Here is a 20,855-nt window from a genome sequence, read left to right on the forward strand (position 1 = left end):
TCCTGCCTAGGATGGGGGGCCACTCTCGTCGGCCGAGTTGATGCTCCAGCCAGTATCGCCTTGCCGACCAGCATGGGTTCGCCGTTAGCAATCCATCCTCGCGGGCCAATGCTATCGTGCACGTGTCGCAGCACTCCGGGCGGCTATATCGCCTAAGACAGCATGACGAAGCGTTCCAACTTCCTGTCGGCGAGCCCGTGTGCAGTTCCTGACTCGGACAGTGGACGAGAATTCTCTTGGCGGTACTGCGCCAGAAGGCATTCGCGTCCAACGGAATCAAGCGACGACTATCAGCCGCAAACGTCACATCACAAGAGCGGTCTTCCACCCATTGCAGATTATCCGACTGATCAGGCGGCGTCCGATATGTCCGACTCTGCCTCAAGAATTCCCACAGGTATGGACAGCGATCTCGCTATCCGATTCCGATAGCCCTTATTGTACTTTAGACCCCGCTCGATGTTTTGGATTTCCTGAGCGGCAAGCCCGCACGCGACCGCGAGGTCCTCGATTGAATACCCAAGGTGCTCACGATAAGCGCGGATGATGTGGGTCCCCTGCGACATAGCCGTCAAGACTGGCTCGGGAATGCGCGAATCCTTCATAAACATCTCCAAGAAGATGGGAGCGCCTGACAAATCGGGAGATTTCCTCCCCGACCCTGGCGCACACCCAGCAAATCAAAAAAATGGACGTCCATTCGGCCGGACCGGCCTCATCCATGGAATGGGCCACTTGAAATTGGCAGCCGGGTCGGAATATGGCGGCTCACCTGCTTCTGATCAAGTTCTAAGAACCTGCCCGCCATGAGATGGCCTGATCGGCTGTAGCGCATTCGACCTGCGATCCTACACGACTCATTCTCCCCGATGGCTTTCTTGAACAGCAACTCGAACTCTCACTGACGCCTCCAGTGGCTATTCGCGGCACCGTCCACCCAGCCTCGCGGACGCTGATACCTTCGACCACCGCCGATGCAGCGAAGATGGACAAGCATCGCCACCTATAAAGGTTCACAATCACTCGACCGTGACCGATTTTGCGAGATTGCGCGGCTGGTCTACGTCTGTGCCCATGAAGAGCGCCGTGTGGTAGGCAAGAAGCTGTATCGGCAGCGAGAAGATCATCGGCGCGATAATCTCGTCGACAGCCGGCAACACGAGCGTGTGCATGGTGTTGAGTTTCGATGCGGCTGCCCCTTTTTCATCGGTGATGAGGATAATCCGCCCTCCACGGGCAGCCACTTCCTGCATGTTGGAGACGGTCTTGTCGAAAAAGCGATCATGGGGCGCGATGACGATCACTGGCATGTTGTCGTCGATCAATGCGATCGGACCGTGCTTCAATTCACCCGCCGCATAGCCCTCGGCATGGATGTAGGAAATCTCCTTGAGCTTCAGCGCACCTTCCATCGCTAGCGGGAAACTGGTGCCACGGCCGAGATACAGGACGTCACGACACTTTGACAGTTCGCGCGACAGGAACTCGATCTCCGGCTGGATGCTGTTGAGTACCTGGCCCATGACGCGCGGCACTTCGGCGAGGCTCCTGACGAGCGCCTGCAGCTCGTCTTCGGTGACGGTCCCGCGGGCTCTGGCGGCGCCGATGGCGAGTGCGGCTAGAACGGCAAGCTGGCAGGTAAACGCCTTGGTGGAGGCGACGCCGATCTCCGGTCCGGCAAGGATCGGGAAGACCGCATCGGCTTCCCGAGCCATGGTCGATTCGCAGGCATTGACGATAGCGCCAATTTTCAGCCCACGCTCCTTGCAGTACCTCAACGATGCGAGCGTATCGGCGGTTTCGCCGGACTGCGAAATGAAAAGAGCCGCCGACTGCGGCGACAACGGGATCTCGCGGTAACGGAATTCGGACGCAACGTCGATTTCAACCGTCAGGCGCGCATAGCGTTCGAACCAGTATTTTCCGATCAGTCCGGCGAGATAGGCGGTCCCGCAGGCCGAGATCGCCAAGCTCGGGATCCTGGCGAAATCGATGCCAGAAACCATGTCGGCGCGATTCTCTATGATGTTGCTATAGTGACGGAGAGCATGGGCGATGACTTCGGGCTGCTCGTAGATTTCCTTCTCCATGAAGTGGCGATGGTTGCCCTTGTTGGCCAGATCGGCCGCGGCCGTGGAGGTATGGCGCGGACGCTCGACTGGATGGCCGTCGAAATCGAAGATATGGGCGCCCGAATTGCCGACAATGGCCCAGTCGCCCTCGATGAGATAGGTAATTTCATTGGTGAAGGGAGCAAGCGCGATCGCGTCGGAGCCCAGGAACATCTCGCCGTCGCCGTGACCGATCGCCAGCGGTGGTCCGTTGCGCGCCGCCATGATGGTCGACGGATCATCTTCGAAGAGGACGGCAAGCGCATAGGCACCCCTAACGCGTTTCAGCATGGCACGCATCGCCTCTTGCCGCCTCATGCCGTCCCGGCGGGCTCTTGCCAAGAGATGCGCGACGACCTCCGTGTCGGTGTCGGTCTGGAACTCGGCGCCAGCCGCCGCCAATTCGTCCTTCAGCTCGGTGAAATTCTCGATGATGCCGTTATGGACGACGGCGACACCGTCGGTAAAGTGCGGGTGCGCATTGCGTTCCGTCGAGGCCCCATGGGTTGCCCAACGCGTGTGGCCGATGCCGATGTTGCCGCTCAGGGGCTCTTCCTTCAGTCTCCTCTCGAGATTGACGAGCTTGCCCTCGGCGCGCCGGCGGTGCAAGGCACCTTCGGTGATCGTCGCAACGCCGGCGGAATCATAGCCGCGATATTCCAAACGCTTCAATGCGTCGACTAACCGATCCGACACCGGCTGTTGCCCAACGATACCAACAATCCCGCACATGTTCGTCTTCCCATTCTTGCCGGCAGCTTCAGCCTACGCGAGACGGATACCCATCCGGCCGCTTTCATTGGGGGATCTTCTAGTAGTATTGGGTAATATTGGTATAATTGATTGTAGGGATAGCTATCATCCACCCCATGGATAAGCCGCGTTTGGGGCCCTGATCTAACTTCCTCGTTGCGCCTGACGTCCTCATGACCGAACGCAAGCCCACACCCCGCGGCACGAAGGAACAATGGGCCATGCGCGATCATCCCGGCCACGCACCTGACCACGAACCGCCGCCGCTCGTGGTCACGCGGTGATCGGCATGATCACACAGCACTGTAGTTAGGCAGCATCAGCGACGCATGGTCGGCATCATCATCATCGGCAACGTCGGCGCCGTCGGCATGATTCACGTGTTCGTCACGTTGATCATAATCATCGTCGCCGCCGATCTAGTTTCTGATTGCCTGCCGCTTTGACGCGGCTTTCGCCGGTAGAGCTTAGCCCGCGATGGCCTATCAATACGCTGTTAGTCGGCATAGCCGAAACGAGAGTCAGGCGGCGCAGGCCACAGAGCACGTTCAGCGACGGTTTCAGTCAGCGCCGGCTTTGTCGGGGTTCGTAACGGTCATCAGGATTCTCGGGGCATGAATGCACTATCACGAAAACGTTGGTTCTCAGTGCTTCGTCCGTATTACTCAAACCCGATTCCCGCAGCGGAAGAACTAGGCGCGTGTCACGTCTTGTACAAGGCACAATAGCAGTGAGAAATGGAGATTGATGCCTGCGCGTTTTCGAATAAGACAATCACCAAGCTGTCACCCGAATTACATCAGGAACTGTCTATAGCCGCCGCCCATCAGGTAGCGGCCACGTTGGATGGCGCGACGCACCTGATCGCGAAGATGGCTACCTGGATGAGACCAATCTTCTTCGACACGGCGTCTCCCGAACAGGGCAATGGCGATCTCCTGATGAGATGCTCCCGCAAGCGAGCCATCCAAAGCCTGGAGCACGATACGCAGACGCGCTCCGCGGGGTTCCGGCGGAAAGCAAGCAGCTGCCAGGCGGCCGCAACCATTGATGTCGTTCAGGAACTGAAGGGCAGCGACATGGAACTTCAGGTGCTGCGGCTGCACGATCGCGTCGACATATAGCCGCAGCGGGCGGAGAACGGATGCACCGGAAAGGGCGATCTGCAGACTCCGGCAGTCCTCCCTCAGCAGCACGTGCTGCACGCCGGCAGGTGTCAGCAGGATGTCCTTGCAGCATGAGAGCGAAGGGAGATCAAGCGGTTCAAAATCGTGGTCGAGCCCAACCGGCTCCGCGGCCGCTCGTAGAATACGGGCGCAGTCGCGCGGATCCCAAAAGACCCTTGCCGACGTAGCGTCCGACTGTGGCGCGTCCGCGAAAAAGGAGGCTCCATTGTCTTAGGAAAGATGATCCTGTCGTCAACTCGATTATCTTCATGTCGGCCTGGGCTCCGACAATGTAGGCGGACGGTGCCATTTTGGCGTGGTCGCGCTGAAATTGTGGATTGCGCCGAAGAAACTCCCAGGCCCAGGCAGTGCGTGGCAATCGTCTGGCGTAGTGGTAAGCTTCGTGACGACGCCAGTCCGGCCAGCATACAAGACCGACCGTCGCTTCCTTGGGCAGACCAGCATCCTTCACGGCTCAGGTGTCCACAATGGCGCTATGCCGACGGGCCTAGAACCGGTTGCCACAGTACCGGTCCGCTCAGACGTCCCCTGCTGCGGATGCGCAAAAGGCTCGCGCGGGAAATCTCGAGAAACCCGGCCACCGCCTCCGTTTTGCCGACGGACTTGGGTTGTCCGATGCGCGACAATGGCCACGTCGCGAGGCGAAGGATCCGTTCCATGCGCGTGTCCGTCACCGTTACTATCCGGGTCAGATCCTTGGCCAAGCCGAACTCGATCATGCCCGCGAAGAGCTCGTAGGTTGCCTGGGCCAGTCCGCCCGCTGCCTTGGGCGCCGACGGAGGGAGATCGAGCGCGAAACGACTGCTCTCCCATATGTCGGAGGTCGAGGGCACGACGTCAGCACCCAGCAGCACCGGGAACGTGTCGCGCAACATTGTGGGTCCGGTGCTGGGCAAAAGACGCACGCAACCGCGAATTCGCCAGTCGGATCCCTTGAGGAGCAGATAGACAGGCTTCAGACCATCAAACGGGTCTGTTTCCATCTGGTCTTCGGTATCAACTTCCCAATCGAGCCTTTCCTTGAACACCCGAAACCTGAGCCCGTGCATCTCTTTGAGCTCGCTTGCGAACTCGTCGTAAAGGTCTGGTGTTATCAGCTGCATCATGGTCGCCTCCGTGCGGGATGTGTTCCCGCCATCGAAGGGCAAAGCCGGCAGCGATGCAGCCTGTAGAGGTTTACAGCTATCGTGGCCGACGAATCAGGATCTCGCCTGGCCGGAGGCAGCCAGTCGTGCAACGGCCTGGTTGATCGTTCGAACGCCAAGCTTTGCCTTGGCGTTTTCCAGATGAAAGGTCACGGTGCGCTTTGAGACGCCGAGAAGCTGGCTGATAACCCAAGCCGACTTGCCGCGCGCCGCCCATTTCAGGCACTCGAACTCCCGCGGGGTGAGCGTTACACCATCCACCACGCGATCGTCGGCGAGCCTGCGCCGGACATGGATATGAAAGTTGATGGCCACCAGCTGCAATGCTTTTTCGTAACGTGTCAGTGACCGCAACAGAGGCGGGCGGGACTCGTCGGAAGCAAAGGTCAGGGCAGCAAACCGGCCGCAATGATCATGCATGGATATCGTCAGGCCGCCGCGGATGCCAAACTCAGCCGCACTCTCCAGAATTTGTTGCTGCGAATTCGGCAGACAGTGCCGAGCGCGATCCACACCCCAATCGAAGGTATCCCAGCCTTGCAGCCCGCGCAGGATGACCGGATCAAGACTGTGGTACCGCTGTTGCAGATAACGTGATGTCCAGGATGAAGGATAGTTTGAGATCAATTGCGGGGCGTCGCCGGGGGCCGACGGGTAAGTGAAATAGGCGAATAGCGGAAAATCGAAGCCGGCTGCAGCGGATGCCATTGCCTCACCGAGATCGGCAGCATCAACACTTGCAGACAGTTGCTCAACGAAGTTCTCAAACACGCGATGCATTTGCGCTTTGCGTAACCTCCGTGATCGCTCGATGCCAGGCAGAGACCTTGTTTTAAACGATCCCGGACGGATACAGCGCGTGCCGAGAACCCCGTTAATCTGTTGAAACCCGTGATATTCTGACGTTGTCTATGAGCCGTGTGCCGCCGAGCCAGGCCGCGACAAGCAAGCGTGCAGGTCGGTCAAGGCTTGTCATGGGTCGCAGATCTGCCTCGTCGCGAAGTTCCAGGTATTCGACCTCGCGATAGCCCGCAGCCAGAATTGCTGCGCGCGCTTCGGCAAGCGTTGGCAGGACGGGCGAGCCGCGGGCAAGCCGCTCAGCCGTCTCGAGCAAGACCGATGATAGCTCGGGGGCAACAGCACGCTCTGCTTGCGAGAGCCGGACATTGCGCGATGATAGTGCAAGACCGTCGGCTTCGCGGACTGTCGGACAAGGAACAATGGTGATTGGAATATCCAGGTCCCGGGCCATACGCCTGACTAGCTGAAGCTGCTGAAAGTCCTTTTCGCCAAAGAAGCCGAAGTCAGCGCTGGTCTGCAGGAAGAGCTTGGCGACGACGGTCGCCACGCCATCGAAATGTCCCGGCCGGAAGGCACCGCACAGGCCCTCGCTGACACCGGACACCGAAACGGTCGTGGCGAAGGCCGCCGGATACATCTCCTCTGCGTCCGGCGCATAAAGCAGGTGCGCGCCAAGCGGTGCCAGCTTGGCGGCATCCTCGTCCTCGGTGCTCGGATACGCGGCGAGATCGGCCTCGCTGTTGAATTGCTTTGGGTTGACGAAGAGCGTCACGATCACCCGGTCGGCCTTCACGAGTGCCGCGCGCACCAGGCTGAGATGGCCCTCATGCAGGACGCCCATCGTTGGCACGACGGCAATCCTCACGCCCTCGCGGCGCCATGCGGCGACGATTTGGCGAAGCTGGGCAACGCTCCTGACGATCGGCACGCTCACGCTGCTTCTCCGCTCTTGGTGGCGTCCCCGTCGGCGGGCTTGGGCGCATCGGCAAACACGTGCTCGGCGGCCGGAAACTGGCGCTCCTTCACTTCCCGCGCATAGGCCGCGATCGCAGCCGCAGCGGCCTCCCCCAGTTCAGCATAGCGCTTGACGAATTTGGGCCGGAAGTCGCCGAAGAGGCCCAGCATGTCGTCGACGACGAGAATCTGGCCGTCACAGGCGGCCGAGGCACCGATGCCAATGGTCGGGGTCGCCACCTCCCCGGTGATCCGGCGGGCGAGCGCCTCGGGAACCTTCTCCAGCACGACCGCAAAGGCGCCCGCTTCGCTCACCGCAAGCGCGTCGCGCCTGATGCGCTCGGCATCCCCGCCTCTGCCCTGGACGCGGTAGCCACCGATGGTGTTGATCGCCTGCGGCGTCAAGCCGACATGGGCCATGACCGGCACGCCGCGCGCGGCGAGGAAGCCGATCGTCTCTGCCATCGTTTCGCCGCCTTCGAGCTTGACGGCCGCGCAGCCGGTCTCGGCCATGACGCGCGCGGCATTGCGGAAAGCCTGCTCGGGGCTTTCCTCGAAGGAACCGAACGGCAGGTCGACGACCATCAGCGCCTGCTCGAGGCCACGGCGCACGGCCTGGCCGTGCGTGATCATCATCTCCAGCGTCACACCGAGCGTCGAGGGCAGGCCGTGGAGAACCATGCCGACGCTGTCGCCGACCAGCACCACATCGCAATGGGGATCGACAAGCCGGGCGACTGGCGTCGTGTAGGCGGTAAGGCAGACGAGCGGCGTCCCACCTTTGCGCGAACGAATATCCGGCGGTGTGATCGCCTTGGTGTCACCAAACGCACTCAATGGACCCTCCTTCCCCAACGTTACCAACCGCGGGTGTCGCGTTTGCCACATTTTTGTGCAAGTGCGAAGAGCTAAAAATGCCGTGCAGCTGTGCGGTGTTGACGTGCGGACAGGCGCGCTTACACTTAAATCGATTCAGGCGCCCCCGAGCTGGCCAACCACTTTCGCGAACATGGACGATCAGGCAAAAGGACCCAGGAAAGACAGAGCCGCCGTCAAGGCCGACGAAGTCAAAGTGGACCTGATCGCCTTTGTCGTCGCCGTAAACGACAGTGAACCCTGTGTCCTCACCATCGGCCAGGCGGACACCCTGCCCTCCGGACCATTTGCGCTTGAGCACCGATCGCTGCAATCCGGTTTGAGGGGGTGGGTCGAGCAGCAGACCGGCCATCCGCTGGGGTATATTGAGCAACTCTACACCTTCGCGGATCGGGATCGCATCGGCGCCGAGCGCCAGCAGCGCGTCATCTCCATCAGCTATCTCGCATTGACCCGCAAGGAACAGGCAGCTGGCTCGCCCAAGTGCGGCTGGCAGAGCTGGTATGAATATTTTCCATGGGAGGACCACCGCTCCGGCACGCCTCCGGTCGTGCTGGACGTTCTGCGACCGCGCCTGATTGAATGGGCAGACGGCGTCAGCGACGCGGCCACGCGACGTGAACGCTGGCAGCGGGCGACGATAGCCTTCGGCTTCGACGACCGCCTTTGGAACGAGGAACTCACGCTTCAACGCTATGAGTTAGTCTACGAAGCAGGCCTGGTCCAAGAGGCCGGAAGCGGACGGGACGCGACGCTGCCTCCGCTGGTGCCCAGCAAGTCTATGGTCGCCGATCATCGCCGCATCGTGGCGACCGGCATTGCGCGGCTGCGCTCCAAGATCAAATACCGGCCGGTCGTCTTTGAGCTGATGCCGCCGGTCTTCACGCTTTTGCAGCTGCAGCGAACCGTGGAGGCGCTTGCCGGCAGGCTCGTGCGTAAGCCGAACTTTCGCCGGCTGATCGAGCAGCAGGAGCTGGTCGAAGAGACCGGAGAGGCAACCGCGGAGACCGGCGGCCGGCCAGCGAAGCTTTACCGGTTCCGCCACGCCGTTCTCGACGAGAGGGTCATCGCCGGGACAAAATTGCCGCTGGCGCGGGGTTGACATCGCTTATACTCACAGCAAGTATATGCTGGTTATTTTCAACTAGAGTATAAGCTGGAGGGGTCGATGAGCGCCATGCTGCCTGCGACCGCGTTTCTCTACGAGCGCGTCCGACGAGTGATCCCGCCGATCGAATGGCCGGCTTTCGTCGAGGATATCGAGGCGATCCTTGCACTGAAGCGCGAGCGCAACGCCATCATCCTGGCGCACAACTATCAGACCCCCGAGATCTTCCATTGCGTGGCCGACATCGTCGGCGACAGCTTGGCACTGGCCCGCACGGCTGCGACGATCGAGGCGCAAGTCATCGTGCTGGCCGGCGTACATTTCATGGCCGAAACGGCCAAGCTGCTCAATCCGCAAAAGACGGTGCTCATTCCCGACCTGCGGGCAGGCTGTTCGTTGGCGGAATCGATCACGGCAGAAGACGTGCGCTTGATGCGCCAGCGTTATCCCGGCGTGCCGATCATCACTTATGTCAACACGTCGGCCGAAGTGAAAGCCGAGTCGGATATCTGCTGTACATCCGGCAACGCCAAGGCGGTCGTCCAATCCCTTGGCGTTCCCCAGGTGATCATGTTGCCGGACGAATATCTGGCCCAGAATATCGCCGCCCAGACCGATGTGCAGATCATCGCCTGGAAAGGGCATTGCGAGGTGCATGAGCGCTTTACACCGGCCGACATCCGCGAGTTGCGCGAAAGCCATCCCGGCGTGATCGTGCTCGCGCATCCCGAATGCCCGCCCGACGTCGTGGCTGAAGCAGATTTTTCCGGCTCGACCGCTGCCATGTCCGACTATGTCGAAAGGCAAAGGCCGGCACGTGTCGTGCTGATGACGGAATGTTCGATGAGCGACAACGTCGCGTTAGCGCACCCAGAGGTCGAGTTCATCCGGCCCTGCAATTTGTGCCCTCACATGAAGCGGATCACGCTTGCCAACATCCGCATAGCGCTCGAGCAGAACCACCATATCGTAACCATCGAACCCGGGATCGCGGGGCGCGCGCGGCTTGCGGTCGAACGGATGCTGGCAATTTGAGCGCCGATGTCCGCAGCTCCTTCGGGCGGCCCATCATCATCGGCGGCGGCATCGCCGGATTGATGACCGCGCTTCAACTGGCGCCGGAGCCGGTGCTGCTTCTGTCCAGGACGCTGCTGGGAGCTGACAATTCGAGCACGTGGGCACAGGGTGGTCTGGCTGCAAGTTTCGGCGAAGACGACGATCCGGCACTGCACCTGGCCGATACGCTTGCCGCCGGGGATGGTCTCTGCGACAGAGACGTGGCGAGCCGCATCCTCCAAGCCGCGCCCAAGGCGATAGAGGGGCTTGCGGGCTTTGGGGTTCCCTTCGACCGTACGCCGAAAGGATCACTGTGCCTCGGATTGGAGGCCGCACACAGCCGACGTCGCATCGTTCATGCGCATGGTGACGGCACCGGGCGTGAGATCATGCGTGCCCTGATCGCGGCTGTGCGTTCCACTCCCTCGATTGTTGTCGTGGAGGGCGTGGAAGCGCGCCGGCTGGCGGTGCAAGAGAATGCGATCCGAGGCGTCTGGGCGAGCGGTTCGATAGGACCTGTCTTCTTCGGCTCACGGCGGGTCGTCCTCGCCACCGGTGGGATCGGGGGACTGTTTCTCGACACCACGAATCCTTCGGGCAGTTGTGGACAGGGCCTGGCGCTTGCGGCCCGCGCTGGAGCTGTCCTTGCCGACCTCGAGTTCATCCAGTTCCACCCGACCGCGCTTGACGGCCCGGAACGCCCTATGGTGCTGCTGAGCGAGGCCGTCCGCGGCGAAGGTGCTGCCCTGATCGACGAAACCGGCCAAGCTTTTCTCCAGAGCGTGCCAGGGGCGGAACTTGCGCCTCGTGATGTCTTGGCGCGCGCCGTCTGGAACCATCTTGCCAACGGCCACCGTGTTTTTCTAGACGCGCGGCAACGGCCTGGCCCGGAATTTGCTCGACACTTCCCGACAATCGCATCAGCCTGTCGTGGAGCCGGCATCAATCCCGCGCGCGATCTCATCCCCATTCGTCCGGCCCAACACTACCACATGGGTGGCGTTGCCGTGGACGGCTCCGGTAGGACCTCCGTCAAGGGGCTGTGGGCCTGCGGCGAAGTCGCTTCGACAGGACTGCATGGCGCCAACAGGCTCGCCAGCAATTCCTTGACCGAGGCCGTCGTGTGCGCGCGCTGGGTCGCTGAAAGTGTCGCCGGAACGCCTGCTCGCAGAACAAGGCCTGCGGTTGCGGACGTTTACCCATCGCCCGCTCCGATACCCGTGCGTGTTTTCCTGTCGCGCGCACTCGGCATCGTCCGGGATGGTGAAGGTCTGAAAGCAGCCGCACGTGCCTTATTGCCGCTCGCCGAAAGCCAGGACGCGGCCTCGGATGCGGCGGCTGTCGGGCTAATGATCGCGGTTGCCGCCTTGTTGCGCCAAGAAAGCCGCGGCGCTCATTACCGGACAGACTTTCCTCATCATGCGACTGTCGCCCGACGGTCCGAAATCACCCTCGAAGCCGCCTTGGCCGCTGCGCGGGAACTCGGACATTCGCCAAGCCTCGAAGGGGCAAAGTGATGACGTTCTCACCGCTTCCCACGGTCATGCTTGAGCCGCTGGTAAGGGCAGCCCTTCTTGAAGACCTTGGCAGAGCCGGCGACTTGACCACGGAGGCCATCGTCCCGAAGGAACACCAAGCGGGAACCGTGCTGGCGGCGCGCCAGTCCGGAGTTGTCGCCGGCCTCGATCTTGCGATGCTCGCTTTCCGCTTGATTGATCCTGATATCGAAATCTCGGTGGAGCGGGCAGACGGCTCCAATGTCATGGATGGAGAGGTCATTGCATCAGTGGTTGGCCCTGCCCGGGCCATTCTCACAGCCGAACGGACGGCACTCAATTTTTTGTGCCATCTGAGCGGCATCGCTACAGCAACGGCATCGATCGTCGCTGCGGTTCGTGGATATGGCGCGAAGATCGTCTGCACGCGCAAGACGACGCCCGGATTGCGGGCAGTCGAAAAATACGCCGTGCGCGCAGGTGGCGGATCCAATCACCGCTTCGGCCTCGACGACGCAATTCTGATCAAGGACAACCACATCGCCATCGCAGGCGGCGTTCGCCCGGCGCTCGAGCGAGCACGAAGACGGGCCGGTCATCTCGTCAAGATCGAAGTCGAGGTCGATACGCTGGCCCAGTTGGAGGAGGTACTTGGCTTCGCTCCCGATGCGGTTCTGCTCGACAACATGTCCCTCGCCGATCTTCGCCGCGCCGTCGCAATCGTTGGCGGCCGTGCTATCACCGAGGCTTCTGGCGGGATCGCATCCGATACAGCGCGAGCGATTGCCGCGACCGGCGTTGATCTGATTTCAGTCGGCCGACTGACCCACAGCGCGCCGATCCTGGATATCGGCCTCGACTATTGGGGCCCATGATTGCCTGAGGGACGAACAGGATCGAATCAACTGTCCTTTCCGATCGTCATCAATCAGACAGCAAAGCAAGGCAAAACCGGAGGAACAGCATGGACATGCAAACAGCCAGTCCAACGCAGACATCGCCACAGGCTCAAGCCCCTGACCCTGGAGCGTGGACCCTGGAGAAGGCTCGGGCACTTCACGATGCCCCCTTCAACAATCTCCTCTTCCTCGCGCAAACCGTGCACCGCCAGAATTTCGATCCCAACAAGGTCCAGCTCAGCCGGCTGCTCAGCATCAAGACAGGCGGATGCCCGGAGGATTGCGGCTATTGTAGCCAGTCGGCGCATCACGAGACCGGCCTGAAGGCGTCGAAGCTGATGGAGGTCAGGCGCGTCGTCGCCGAGGCGAAGAAAGCGCGTGACGCCGGCGCCACCCGCTATTGCATGGGCGCGGCCTGGCGAAACCCCAAGGCGCGCGACATGGATGCGGTCGTGGCGATGGTCGAAGGCGTCAAGGCGCTGGGCATGGAAACCTGCATGACGCTCGGCATGCTCGATCTTGAGCAGGCGGCTCGTCTGAAACAGGCAGGCCTCGACTATTACAACCACAACATCGATACTTCGGAACGCTACTACAGCGAGATCATCAGCACGCGCAGCTTTGCCGAGCGGCTCGAGACGCTCGAGCACGTTCGCCAATCCGGCATCAAGGTCTGCTGCGGCGGCATTGTCGGCATGGGCGAGGAGCCGGTGGACCGGATCGGCATGCTGGTGACGCTGGCCAATCTGCCGGAACATCCGCAAAGCGTTCCGATCAACATGCTCATTCCGATCGCCGGCACCCCGCTTGCCGACGCCAAGCCGATCGAGCCGATCGAATTCGTGCGCGTGATCGCGCTGGCGCGCATCATGATGCCGAAATCGCATATCCGTCTTTCCGCCGGCCGTACGGCCATGACCGACGAGATGCAGGCACTGTGCTTTTTTGCCGGCGCCAACTCGATCTTCGTCGGCGACACGCTGCTGACGGCGGACAATCCCGGTGAGGACAAGGATACCCTGCTGTTCCGGCGCCTTGGCATCGAGCCGATGGAACTCGAGGCGCAATGAACGGGGCACCGCTGGCCCGCTATGAGGCGACCTTGCAGGGACTGGCGCGCAAGGACCGGCTGCGGACGCTGAAGCCGCGCGCCGGGCTCGACTTCTCGTCGAACGACTATCTCGGGCTTGCCGCCTCCAACAGACTTGGCGAAGCGGTTGCGGCGGCGATTGCGCGGGGCACGCCGGTTGGCGCCACCGGGTCGCGGCTGTTGCGCGGCAATGCGCCGGAGCATGAGCAGCTCGAGGCAGACGCGGCGGCATTCTTTGGAGCCGACCGCGCGCTGTTCTTCGGCAGCGGCTACATCGCGAACTTCGCTCTGCTGACGGCGCTGCCGCAGAAGGGCGACCTTTTGATCCTCGATGAGCTCGCCCATGCCAGCATGCATGAGGGTGCGCAGGCCGGGCGCGCACAGTTGGTGCTGGCCGCGCACCACGACGTCGATGCTGTCGAGGATGCGATCACACGTTGGCGCGCCGAAGGCGGCATGGGATGCGTCTGGATCGCGGTGGAAAGCCTTTACAGCATGGATGGCGATTGCGCGCCTTTGGAGAGCCTGGTCGCGCTTGCCGATCGGCACGACGCATTCATCGTCATTGACGAGGCGCATGCCACCGGCGTCTGGGGACCGGACGGCCGGGGGCTGGCCGCCGCTTTCGAGGGCCGCGACAACATCGTCGCGCTCCACACCTGCGGCAAGGCGCTCGGCGCATCTGGTGGGCTCGTGACCGGGCCGAGGACACTGTGCCAGTATCTGATCAACCGTTGCCGGCCATTCATCTACGCCACAGCGCCATCGCCGCTGATGGCGGTCGCGGCGCGCGAAGCGCTCGCAATGCTCGCCGACGAGCCTATGCGGCGTGTTCAGCTACATGAACGCGTTGCCCTCGCAGGCCGCCAATTGGTCGATCGCTGCGGCGTCACGCCCAGCGGCTCGCAAATCCAGCCATTTGTCATCGGCGATGTCAGGCGCACCATGGCAGTGTCGGCGCGCCTGCAGGCCCGCGGCTTCGACATACGCGGCATTCGTCCGCCGACCGTGCCCGAGGGCACGTCACGGCTGCGCATCTCACTCACGCTCAATATCGGCGAAGCCGACATTTCCGCCATGGTCGAGGCGCTCGTCGAGGTGTTGGCTCAGACATGACCGGAGGCGACATGACCAAGCGCATCGTCATCACCGGAACAGACACCGGAATTGGCAAGACGGTGTTTTCGGCCGGGCTTGCCGGCCTGCTTGACGGTTTCTACTGGAAGCCGGTGCAATCGGGCCTCGACGGCGAGACCGACAGCGAGGCGGTTGCGCGACTTGCCGGGGTGCCGTCGGGGCGCGTGCTGCCGGAAGCCTACCGCTTGAAGAGCCCGCTTTCGCCGCATCGTTCGGCCGAAATCGACGACGTTTCGATCGAGGCTGCCGATCTTTCGTTTCCGGTCCTGCCGACACCGCTCGTCATCGAAGGCGCCGGCGGGCTGATGGTGCCGCTGAACCGCCGGACAAGGTTCATCGACATATTCGAGCAATGGCAGTTGCCGGTCATTCTGTGCGCCCGCACCGCGCTCGGAACAATCAATCACACCCTGCTGTCGATCGAGGCCCTGCGGGCGCGCGCTATCCCGCTGGCTGGCATCGCCTTCATCGGCGATGAGATGACCGATACGCAACGGACGATCGTGGAATTCGGCGACGTGCCGCAACTCGGCAGGCTGCCGCACCTCGATCCGCTGACGGACAAAACGCTGAGACAAGCGATGATTGCCGGCTTCGACCTCGCTTTGATTGCCGGAGGCGAGTGATGTCGCATTCCCGTGTGTGGCATCCCTTCACCCAGCACGCGCTCGAGCCTTCGACCCCTAAAATCCTGCTGACTGAAGGGGCCTATCTCCACAAGGCCGACGGAGCGCGCATTCTGGACGCCATTTCCTCCTGGTGGGTCGTCACCCATGGCCACCGCCATCCCCGCATCATGAAGGCCATCGAGACGACCGCGTCGAGCCTCGATCAGATCATCTTTGCGGGCTTCACCCACGAGCCGGCCGAACGGCTGGCCAGGGCGCTTGTCGACCTCGCACCCGCCGGCCTCGACCGGGTGTTCTATTCCGACAGCGGCTCGACCGCCGTCGAAGTCGCGCTGAAGATGGCGCTCGGCTATTTCCGCAACATCGGCGCGCCGCGCTCGCGCATCGTCGTCATGGAGCACAGCTATCATGGCGACACGATCGGCACGATGAGCGTCGGTGCCCGCGGTGTGTTCAACGCCGCCTACGAACCCTTGCTGTTCGAGGTCGACACCATTCCCTTCCCTGCCGCCGGGCGCGAACAGGAAACGCTAGATCGTTTCGAGGCCCTCAGCCGCGACCAGCGCGCCGCTGCGCTGATCGTCGAGCCGCTGGTGCTTGGCGCCGGCGGCATGCTGATGTATCCGGCATCGGTTCTGTCCGAATTGAAGAGGATCACTGAGGCCTCGGGCACGCTGCTGATCGCCGACGAGGTGATGACCGGGTGGGGGCGTACCGGAACCATGTTCGCCTGCGAGCAGGCGAACATCTCTCCGGACATGCTGTGCACCTCGAAGGGCCTGACCGGTGGCGCAATCCCGCTGGCCGCCACACTCGCCACCGATGCCATCTTCCAGGCTCACTATTCCGAGGACCGGAAGAAGACGTTTTTCCACTCGAGTTCCTACACGGCCAATCCGATTGCCTGCGCGGCAGCACTCGCCAATGTCGAGATCTGGCGTGACGAGCCGGTGGCCGAGCGGATCGCCACCCTGAGCGCGAGGCAGGCCGCCGGGTTTCGACGCTTTCGCGACAATGCCAACTTCACCGACAGCCGCGCGATCGGCACGATCCTGGCTCTCGACCTGCGCGCCGGCTCTGCCGGCTATCTGGCCGAGATCGGACCTAAGCTGCGGGCCTTTTTCCTCGAGCTCGGCCTGCTTGTGCGCCCGCTCGGCAATGTCCTTTATCTCATGCCTCCCTATTGCGTCACCGGCGACGAGCTCGATCGGCTCCATGACGCGATCGAGGAGGCCGGCGAACGCTTCGGTTCGAGCCCATGAGCAGGTTGTCGCGCCTTCTCGGGTTTGGCCATCATGCGCCTGGCCGAAAGGTGACGAATGCCGAAATCGAGAACAATCTCGGCCTCGAACCGGGCTGGATCGAGCGGCGTACTGGAATCCGGTCGCGCTTCTGGGCAACGGACGAAGACACGCTGTCTGGTCTTGCTGCCCAGGCCGGCGCCATGGCGCTGGCCAGCGCCGGCATTGCGCGCCACGACATCGGTCTGCTGCTGCTTGCCACCTCGACGCCCGATCACCTCCTGCCGCCCAGCGCGCCGCTGGTCGCACATCGGCTGGGGCTCGGCCGCGCCGGCGCTGTCGATCTGACCGGCGCCTGCGCCGGCTTCATCTATGCGCTGATGTTTGCGGACGGATTTACCCGCCTGCACGGCAAAGCGAGCCTTGTTATCGCCGCCAATATCCTCAGCCGCCGCATCAATCCCTCTGAGCGCGCCAGCGCCGTGCTGTTTGCCGATGCCGCGGGCGCCGTCGTGATCGGTCCGTGCGAGGATACTGATCGGGGGATTCTCGGTGCCTCCGTGGATTCGGACGGCTCGCGATACGGCCTGATCCAGATTCCCGCAGGAGGAAGCAACATCCCGTTCCACGGTGACCTCGACCTCGCGCAAACCCGAATGACGATGACCGACGGCCGCGAAGTGTTCGCAAAGGCCGTCGAGATGATGACCGATTGCTCGATAAGCGCGCTAGCCGCTGCCGGAGTGCGACCACAGGATGTCGACCGGTTCGTGCCGCATCAGGCCAATGCTCGCATTTTCGATGCGGTCGGGCGAAACCTCGGCGTTGCCGATCACCTGATCGTCAAGACGATCGCCGACTATGGCAACTCTTCCGCCGCGACGATCCCGCTCTCACTGTCGCTCGCCAATCAAGCGGAGCCGTTTCGGCCGGGCAAGAAAATACTCCTGGCGGCGGCAGGTGCGGGACTCAGCGGCGGGGCGCTCGTCGTCGGGATTTAGCCCAGCGAAGCTGCTCAACATCAGGACTGACTTTGTGAGATGAATAGGACAACGGGACCAATGCGAAAAATAGTCGCCGGCAATCTGCACGGCATGCACGTCACCGAAGCAAACCTCAACTACCACGGTTCGATAACGCTCGACCCTGACCACTGCGAAGAAGCCGGGATCCTGCCAATGGATTCGTGGGAGACATGGAGCAAGACTTCCGGCGCGAATCTCGACCTATGTCATCCTCGGCGAGCGCGGCTCTCGATGCTGCATCCTCAACGGCGCGGCCGCCCGGACCTGCCAGCCCACTCCATCCATCTGGACGAAGCGCGCATTCCTCTCTGAAGCCGCGGATCGTTACATTCGTCATCAACAATGTCGTCGGCTTTCTGACCGATGGCAATGCGCTGACGCGGACGGCGTTGACGATTAGATCGGCAGGGGCGCTTCAGCAGAACTTTCGCCGGTTGATGGAGCAGCAGGAACTGGTGGCGGAGACCGGCGAAAGTGCATTTGTTACCGGCGGTCGGCCGGCGAAGCTTTATCGCTTCCGCCACCATGTCCTCGACGAAACGGAGGTCGCCCGGACAAAATTGCCGCTGGCGCGGGCTTGACATCCTTTATACTCAACGTAGAAATATCCCTTATAATCAATTCGATTATAACGAGAAATTCATTCGCACCGTCCGAACCCACGGTCTCGCTCGGGAAGCCCGTATGAGTGGATCGAAGTGATCTTGGAAATGAAACGCCCGAGGACGGGCTTTCAACCTTTGTCGTGAAGGAGGTGCCGCGCGAGTGGGCCAATGCCTTGCGGCAACGGTGAAGGATGTATACCGCCAGTAAACGCATGCGTCAAAGCCGCTATCTAATGTACAGTTCGTATAAATGTGCGATACGTTCGATTTGTGCAAGTAACACTTGGAGAAGTGTCGCATAAAAGAAACGTTTAATTACATAAAGTAGGCAAGCTAAACTTTAAACTTGCACAAATGAGCGTAGGGCGCCCTGTTCCAGGGCGCCTTTTTTAAGGATTATCATTAGACTCTCTCCCGGGGGAACTGTGGGTGAAGAAACAACGCATCGTCCTGCTGGCAGCTGTTTTGGCGTCTGCCTTTGGCTTTTTTTTGCTGATCCTGATCCTGCAGATGGTCAGTTTTTTGGTTGACTAGGCACGCGCAAGCGGGATGGATCGCGCAGAGACACGCGGAAGTTTTTTTCGCCAGCGAAACCCCGACGACCTGATGGGGAGTCGCGCCAGCAGGGTGGGAGCCACGTCCAGTGCCACCGACCATGCGAGATGCCGATTGTTGGCGCGTCTGTCAGTTTGCGCGGCCATATTCATTCTGGTGCCGATCTGTTGCCTTTTCTGCTTTTCCCATGCGTTTTAGGCCGAGCCAATTTGTGAAGCGGGCGGTCAATGGATCTGCGCCTCGCGATTGCCTGCCGTTGCCTGATTGATCTGGGCGGGATAATCCGAGAGCGAACGCTGCAACCGCGGTTCGAATTGCGCGAAGTTGAACCGGACTTCATCCGCGGTCAGGAACTGGTGGGTTGCGCCGGGAAAGCCGGCGACCATCACAAGGTCGCCTTCCTTGACGCCTTCACAGGCTATGGGTAGCCAACTCTCCGGCCGGTAAGGCACATTGTCGCGCGCATATGGCCGGGAGGAACCATCAGGAGCGACATAGGCGCGATAAAAGCCGAAGTGGCCCGTGTGGCGCAGCCACATCCAGTTGTCCGTTTGGCCGCCGAAGTTGCCGATGCCGAGCGCGGGCGCATAGACGAGGCGCACGTCCTCAATTTCGAGCTTCTGGAGGAGATAGTAGGAGACGCCGCCATACGTCGCAACGGCGATGGGCTGTCCTTCACATGCGGCGATCAGGGCCTTTTTGTTCGTGGCGAGCCGCTCATAGCGGGCAAACCCGTTCAGCTTGTCCGAGACGCTCTTGAGCATTTCGGCGGTCACATCCCGCATGTCCTCGATCACATAGCTGCGGCTGCCTGGCGCCGCGGGCAATTCTTCACCCAGGGCTCTTCGCCAGAAAGCCGTCTGTGAGATAGTCCTGGCCCTCCTTGCTGTGGTATTGGATGGATTCTAACACGCAATGATGATTGGTTGCGACCAGCCCTTGTGGACTGACGAACGAGGCGGAGCATCCGCCCAGTGATACGATCGCGTTGAGCGGGTCAGCGTCTAGACGGCCCAGCTGGGCGGGATCGATCTGGAGCCCATCCGCGCGCATGGCCGCGCACACTTCCGCAGTCTGGCCCGGCATCCACATACCTTCGTCCGCCGATGTAGCCGTGACCGTCCAGAGCAAGGCGATGGCAGTTGCTTTGGCCAAACATTTCAAATTCGAGTTCGTGCTGACTGTCGCTCTCATCTTGCCTCCTGTTCTCCGCAGATTGGATTGGTGACTATCGGGATGGCCGGAGTCCTGGCGCCCGCGCGGCGGCCACACCGTAAAGACCGAGTGGACGGTTAACGCAGGAATCCTGATGGCGCTCACCTCTCATTATATCGGTCGCGCGCAACGTTTGCGGATCATTCGCTGCACCAGTCGTGCCAAATGAATAAAGCCTTCAGTTGCAAATGGTGAGCCGCCCCATCCATGTCCGATCTCCGACGTCGTTCACGTAAAACGCTCGGTGCTTCCACGCTCGTTTGCTCTTCGCCCGTCCCTCTTCCGTCTTGACTAGCAGGAGCCTACGGCCTATCTCACTGCCGCGTTAGCACTCGCTTCTGGTGAGTGCTAAACACGCTCCGGCAACGGAGAACCGTTCAACATCCGCACCAGGGAAATCCAAAAATGGCAAAGTCGAATTTCCGGCCGCTGCATGACCGCGTGGTCGTTCGCCGCGTCGAGTCCGAAGCGAAGACCGCCGGCGGGATCATCATCCCCGACACGGCGAAGGAAAAGCCGCAGGAAGGCGAGATCATCGCCGTCGGTTCCGGCGCCCGTGACGAGGTCGGCAAGCTCGTCCCGCTGGACGTCAAGGCCGGCGACCGCATCCTGTTCGGCAAGTGGTCGGGCACCGAAGTCAAGCTCAACGGCGAAGACCTTCTGATCATGAAGGAAGCGGACATCATGGGCGTCATCGGCTGACACGCCGCCGCCTTTCATCCGCACCATCCAATCTGAATTTCGGGCGAAATGCCCAGGAGTAACAAATGGCTGCCAAAGACGTAAAATTCTCCCGTGACGCTCGTGAGCGCATGCTGCGCGGCGTCAACATCCTCGCCGACGCGGTGAAGGTCACGCTCGGCCCCAAAGGCCGCAACGTCGTCATCGACAAGTCGTTCGGCGCACCGCGCATTACCAAGGACGGCGTCACCGTCGCCAAGGAAATCGAGCTTGAAGACAAGTTCGAGAACA

22 protein-coding genes and 1 pseudogene are annotated in these 20,855 nt (G+C 61.5%); 13 read left to right on the forward strand and 10 right to left on the reverse strand.

Going from position 1 to position 20,855, the window contains the following annotated elements; all coding sequences use genetic code 11:
• Nucleotides 1–350: 350 nt before the first annotated feature.
• The 8 genes from NKH05_RS31915 to panB all read right to left on the reverse strand — a co-directional run bounded on the left by NKH05_RS31915 (nt 351) and on the right by panB (nt 7,788).
• Nucleotides 351–611 (reverse strand): helix-turn-helix domain-containing protein, encoded by a 261-nt coding sequence (locus NKH05_RS31915; protein WP_352496595.1) that lies wholly within the window; start codon nt 609–611, stop codon nt 351–353.
• 408 nt (nt 612–1,019) lie between these two features.
• Nucleotides 1,020–2,843 carry a glutamine--fructose-6-phosphate transaminase (isomerizing) gene (gene glmS / locus NKH05_RS31920; RefSeq protein ID WP_352690209.1) on the reverse strand — a complete coding sequence of 608 codons (1,824 nt, stop codon included), beginning with the start codon at nt 2,841–2,843 and terminating at the stop codon, nt 1,020–1,022.
• 815 nt (nt 2,844–3,658) lie between these two features.
• A complete protein-coding gene (locus NKH05_RS31925) occupies nt 3,659–4,069 on the reverse strand; it encodes a DNA -binding domain-containing protein (RefSeq protein ID WP_084643024.1) in 411 nt (136 codons plus the stop codon).
• A 58-nt stretch (nt 4,070–4,127) separates the two neighbouring features.
• Nucleotides 4,128–4,502: a transcriptional regulator domain-containing protein gene (locus NKH05_RS31930; RefSeq protein WP_352496584.1), complete on the reverse strand. Its 375-nt coding sequence runs from the start codon at nt 4,500–4,502 to the stop codon at nt 4,128–4,130.
• Nucleotides 4,503–4,524: 22 nt separating this feature from the next.
• Nucleotides 4,525–5,157, reverse strand: a complete 633-nt coding sequence (locus NKH05_RS31935) for an acyl-homoserine-lactone synthase (protein WP_352496585.1) — start codon at nt 5,155–5,157, stop codon at nt 4,525–4,527.
• A 93-nt stretch (nt 5,158–5,250) separates the two neighbouring features.
• On the reverse strand, nt 5,251–5,976 hold the full coding sequence (locus tag NKH05_RS31940) for a LuxR family transcriptional regulator (protein WP_352690212.1): 726 nt from the start codon (nt 5,974–5,976) through the stop codon (nt 5,251–5,253).
• Between the two features lie 94 nt (nt 5,977–6,070).
• Entirely contained in the window at nt 6,071–6,931 is an 861-nt protein-coding gene (gene panC / locus NKH05_RS31945; protein ID WP_352684187.1) for a pantoate--beta-alanine ligase, read from the reverse strand.
• Entirely contained in the window at nt 6,928–7,788 is an 861-nt protein-coding gene (gene panB / locus NKH05_RS31950; RefSeq protein ID WP_352458526.1) for a 3-methyl-2-oxobutanoate hydroxymethyltransferase, read from the reverse strand. The genes panC and panB overlap by 4 nt, the downstream gene beginning before the upstream one ends.
• 172 nt (nt 7,789–7,960) lie before the next feature.
• On the opposite strand from panB, the gene NKH05_RS31955 reads away from it, so the two are divergent.
• The 11 genes and pseudogenes from NKH05_RS31955 to NKH05_RS32005 all read left to right on the forward strand — a co-directional run bounded on the left by NKH05_RS31955 (nt 7,961) and on the right by NKH05_RS32005 (nt 18,089).
• Nucleotides 7,961–8,929 carry an NUDIX hydrolase gene (locus tag NKH05_RS31955; protein WP_023722073.1) on the forward strand — a complete coding sequence of 323 codons (969 nt, stop codon included), beginning with the start codon at nt 7,961–7,963 and terminating at the stop codon, nt 8,927–8,929.
• A 66-nt stretch (nt 8,930–8,995) separates the two neighbouring features.
• A complete protein-coding gene (nadA, locus tag NKH05_RS31960) occupies nt 8,996–9,970 on the forward strand; it encodes a quinolinate synthase NadA (protein WP_352690214.1) in 975 nt (324 codons plus the stop codon).
• On the forward strand, nt 9,967–11,508 hold the full coding sequence (locus NKH05_RS31965) for an L-aspartate oxidase (protein WP_352690216.1): 1,542 nt from the start codon (nt 9,967–9,969) through the stop codon (nt 11,506–11,508). The genes nadA and NKH05_RS31965 overlap by 4 nt, the downstream gene beginning before the upstream one ends.
• Nucleotides 11,508–12,362 (forward strand): carboxylating nicotinate-nucleotide diphosphorylase, encoded by an 855-nt coding sequence (gene nadC / locus NKH05_RS31970; RefSeq protein WP_352508056.1) that lies wholly within the window; start codon nt 11,508–11,510, stop codon nt 12,360–12,362. Before NKH05_RS31965 ends, nadC begins: the two co-directional genes overlap by 1 nt.
• Nucleotides 12,363–12,457: 95 nt before the next feature.
• Nucleotides 12,458–13,456: a biotin synthase BioB gene (gene bioB, locus NKH05_RS31975; protein WP_353027010.1), complete on the forward strand. Its 999-nt coding sequence runs from the start codon at nt 12,458–12,460 to the stop codon at nt 13,454–13,456.
• Nucleotides 13,453–14,592, forward strand: coding sequence for an 8-amino-7-oxononanoate synthase (locus NKH05_RS31980; RefSeq protein ID WP_353027005.1), 1,140 nt, complete (start codon nt 13,453–13,455; stop codon nt 14,590–14,592). The genes bioB and NKH05_RS31980 overlap by 4 nt, the downstream gene beginning before the upstream one ends.
• An 11-nt stretch (nt 14,593–14,603) precedes the next feature.
• Nucleotides 14,604–15,239, forward strand: a complete 636-nt coding sequence (gene bioD, locus NKH05_RS31985; RefSeq protein ID WP_353027007.1) for a dethiobiotin synthase — start codon at nt 14,604–14,606, stop codon at nt 15,237–15,239.
• Entirely contained in the window at nt 15,239–16,504 is a 1,266-nt protein-coding gene (locus NKH05_RS31990; protein WP_352503072.1) for an adenosylmethionine--8-amino-7-oxononanoate transaminase, read from the forward strand. The genes bioD and NKH05_RS31990 overlap by 1 nt, the downstream gene beginning before the upstream one ends.
• Nucleotides 16,501–17,484 carry a 3-oxopimeloyl-[acyl-carrier-protein] synthase BioZ gene (gene bioZ, locus NKH05_RS31995; protein WP_352885142.1) on the forward strand — a complete coding sequence of 328 codons (984 nt, stop codon included), beginning with the start codon at nt 16,501–16,503 and terminating at the stop codon, nt 17,482–17,484. The genes NKH05_RS31990 and bioZ overlap by 4 nt, the downstream gene beginning before the upstream one ends.
• A 60-nt stretch (nt 17,485–17,544) precedes the next feature.
• Nucleotides 17,545–17,852, forward strand: a pseudogene (locus NKH05_RS32000) (aspartate 1-decarboxylase); the annotation flags it as partial.
• Between the two features lie 45 nt (nt 17,853–17,897).
• A complete protein-coding gene (locus tag NKH05_RS32005; RefSeq protein WP_353027012.1) occupies nt 17,898–18,089 on the forward strand; it encodes an NrtR DNA-binding winged helix domain-containing protein in 192 nt (63 codons plus the stop codon).
• 803 nt (nt 18,090–18,892) lie between these two features.
• On the opposite strand, the gene NKH05_RS32010 is transcribed toward NKH05_RS32005, so the two are convergent.
• Together NKH05_RS32010 and NKH05_RS32015 are read right to left on the reverse strand one after the other, a co-directional pair.
• A complete protein-coding gene (locus NKH05_RS32010; RefSeq protein WP_352911460.1) occupies nt 18,893–19,495 on the reverse strand; it encodes a S46 family peptidase in 603 nt (200 codons plus the stop codon).
• 4 nt (nt 19,496–19,499) lie between these two features.
• The gene (locus NKH05_RS32015) at nt 19,500–19,862 is read right to left on the reverse strand and encodes a S46 family peptidase (protein WP_352707389.1); all 363 of its coding nucleotides are present in this window, start codon (nt 19,860–19,862) and stop codon (nt 19,500–19,502) included.
• A gap of 426 nt (nt 19,863–20,288) precedes the next feature.
• Between NKH05_RS32015 and groES the strand changes: the two genes are divergently transcribed.
• Complete coding sequence (gene groES / locus NKH05_RS32020) at nt 20,289–20,585, forward strand: co-chaperone GroES (protein WP_352458515.1); 297 nt, start codon at nt 20,289–20,291, stop codon at nt 20,583–20,585.
• Between the two features lie 65 nt (nt 20,586–20,650).
• The coding region (locus NKH05_RS32025; protein ID WP_281061927.1) for a TCP-1/cpn60 chaperonin family protein at nt 20,651–20,855 on the forward strand (205 nt) is incomplete at its 3' end.

This window comes from Mesorhizobium sp. M1399 (genome assembly GCF_040317735.1).
GTDB lineage: Bacteria > Pseudomonadota > Alphaproteobacteria > Rhizobiales > Rhizobiaceae > Mesorhizobium.

Excerpts from the sequence above, each read along its gene's own strand:
- NKH05_RS31915 (WP_352496595.1), bottom strand. The coding sequence starts at position 611 with ATGTTTATGAAGGATTCGCGCATTCCCGAGCCAGTCTTGACGGCTATG.
- glmS (WP_352690209.1), bottom strand. The coding sequence starts at position 2,843 with ATGTGCGGGATTGTTGGTATCGTTGGGCAACAGCCGGTGTCGGATCGG.
- NKH05_RS31935 (WP_352496585.1), bottom strand. The coding sequence starts at position 5,157 with ATGATGCAGCTGATAACACCAGACCTTTACGACGAGTTCGCAAGCGAG.
- NKH05_RS31940 (WP_352690212.1), bottom strand. The coding sequence starts at position 5,976 with ATGCATCGCGTGTTTGAGAACTTCGTTGAGCAACTGTCTGCAAGTGTT.
- NKH05_RS31955 (WP_023722073.1), top strand. The coding sequence starts at position 7,961 with ATGGACGATCAGGCAAAAGGACCCAGGAAAGACAGAGCCGCCGTCAAG.
- nadA (WP_352690214.1), top strand. The coding sequence starts at position 8,996 with ATGAGCGCCATGCTGCCTGCGACCGCGTTTCTCTACGAGCGCGTCCGA.
- nadC (WP_352508056.1), top strand. The coding sequence starts at position 11,508 with ATGACGTTCTCACCGCTTCCCACGGTCATGCTTGAGCCGCTGGTAAGG.
- bioB (WP_353027010.1), top strand. The coding sequence starts at position 12,458 with ATGCAAACAGCCAGTCCAACGCAGACATCGCCACAGGCTCAAGCCCCT.
- NKH05_RS31980 (WP_353027005.1), top strand. The coding sequence starts at position 13,453 with ATGAACGGGGCACCGCTGGCCCGCTATGAGGCGACCTTGCAGGGACTG.
- bioD (WP_353027007.1), top strand. The coding sequence starts at position 14,604 with ATGACCAAGCGCATCGTCATCACCGGAACAGACACCGGAATTGGCAAG.
- NKH05_RS31990 (WP_352503072.1), top strand. The coding sequence starts at position 15,239 with ATGTCGCATTCCCGTGTGTGGCATCCCTTCACCCAGCACGCGCTCGAG.
- bioZ (WP_352885142.1), top strand. The coding sequence starts at position 16,501 with ATGAGCAGGTTGTCGCGCCTTCTCGGGTTTGGCCATCATGCGCCTGGC.
- NKH05_RS32015 (WP_352707389.1), bottom strand. The coding sequence starts at position 19,862 with ATGAGAGCGACAGTCAGCACGAACTCGAATTTGAAATGTTTGGCCAAA.
- groES (WP_352458515.1), top strand. The coding sequence starts at position 20,289 with ATGGCAAAGTCGAATTTCCGGCCGCTGCATGACCGCGTGGTCGTTCGC.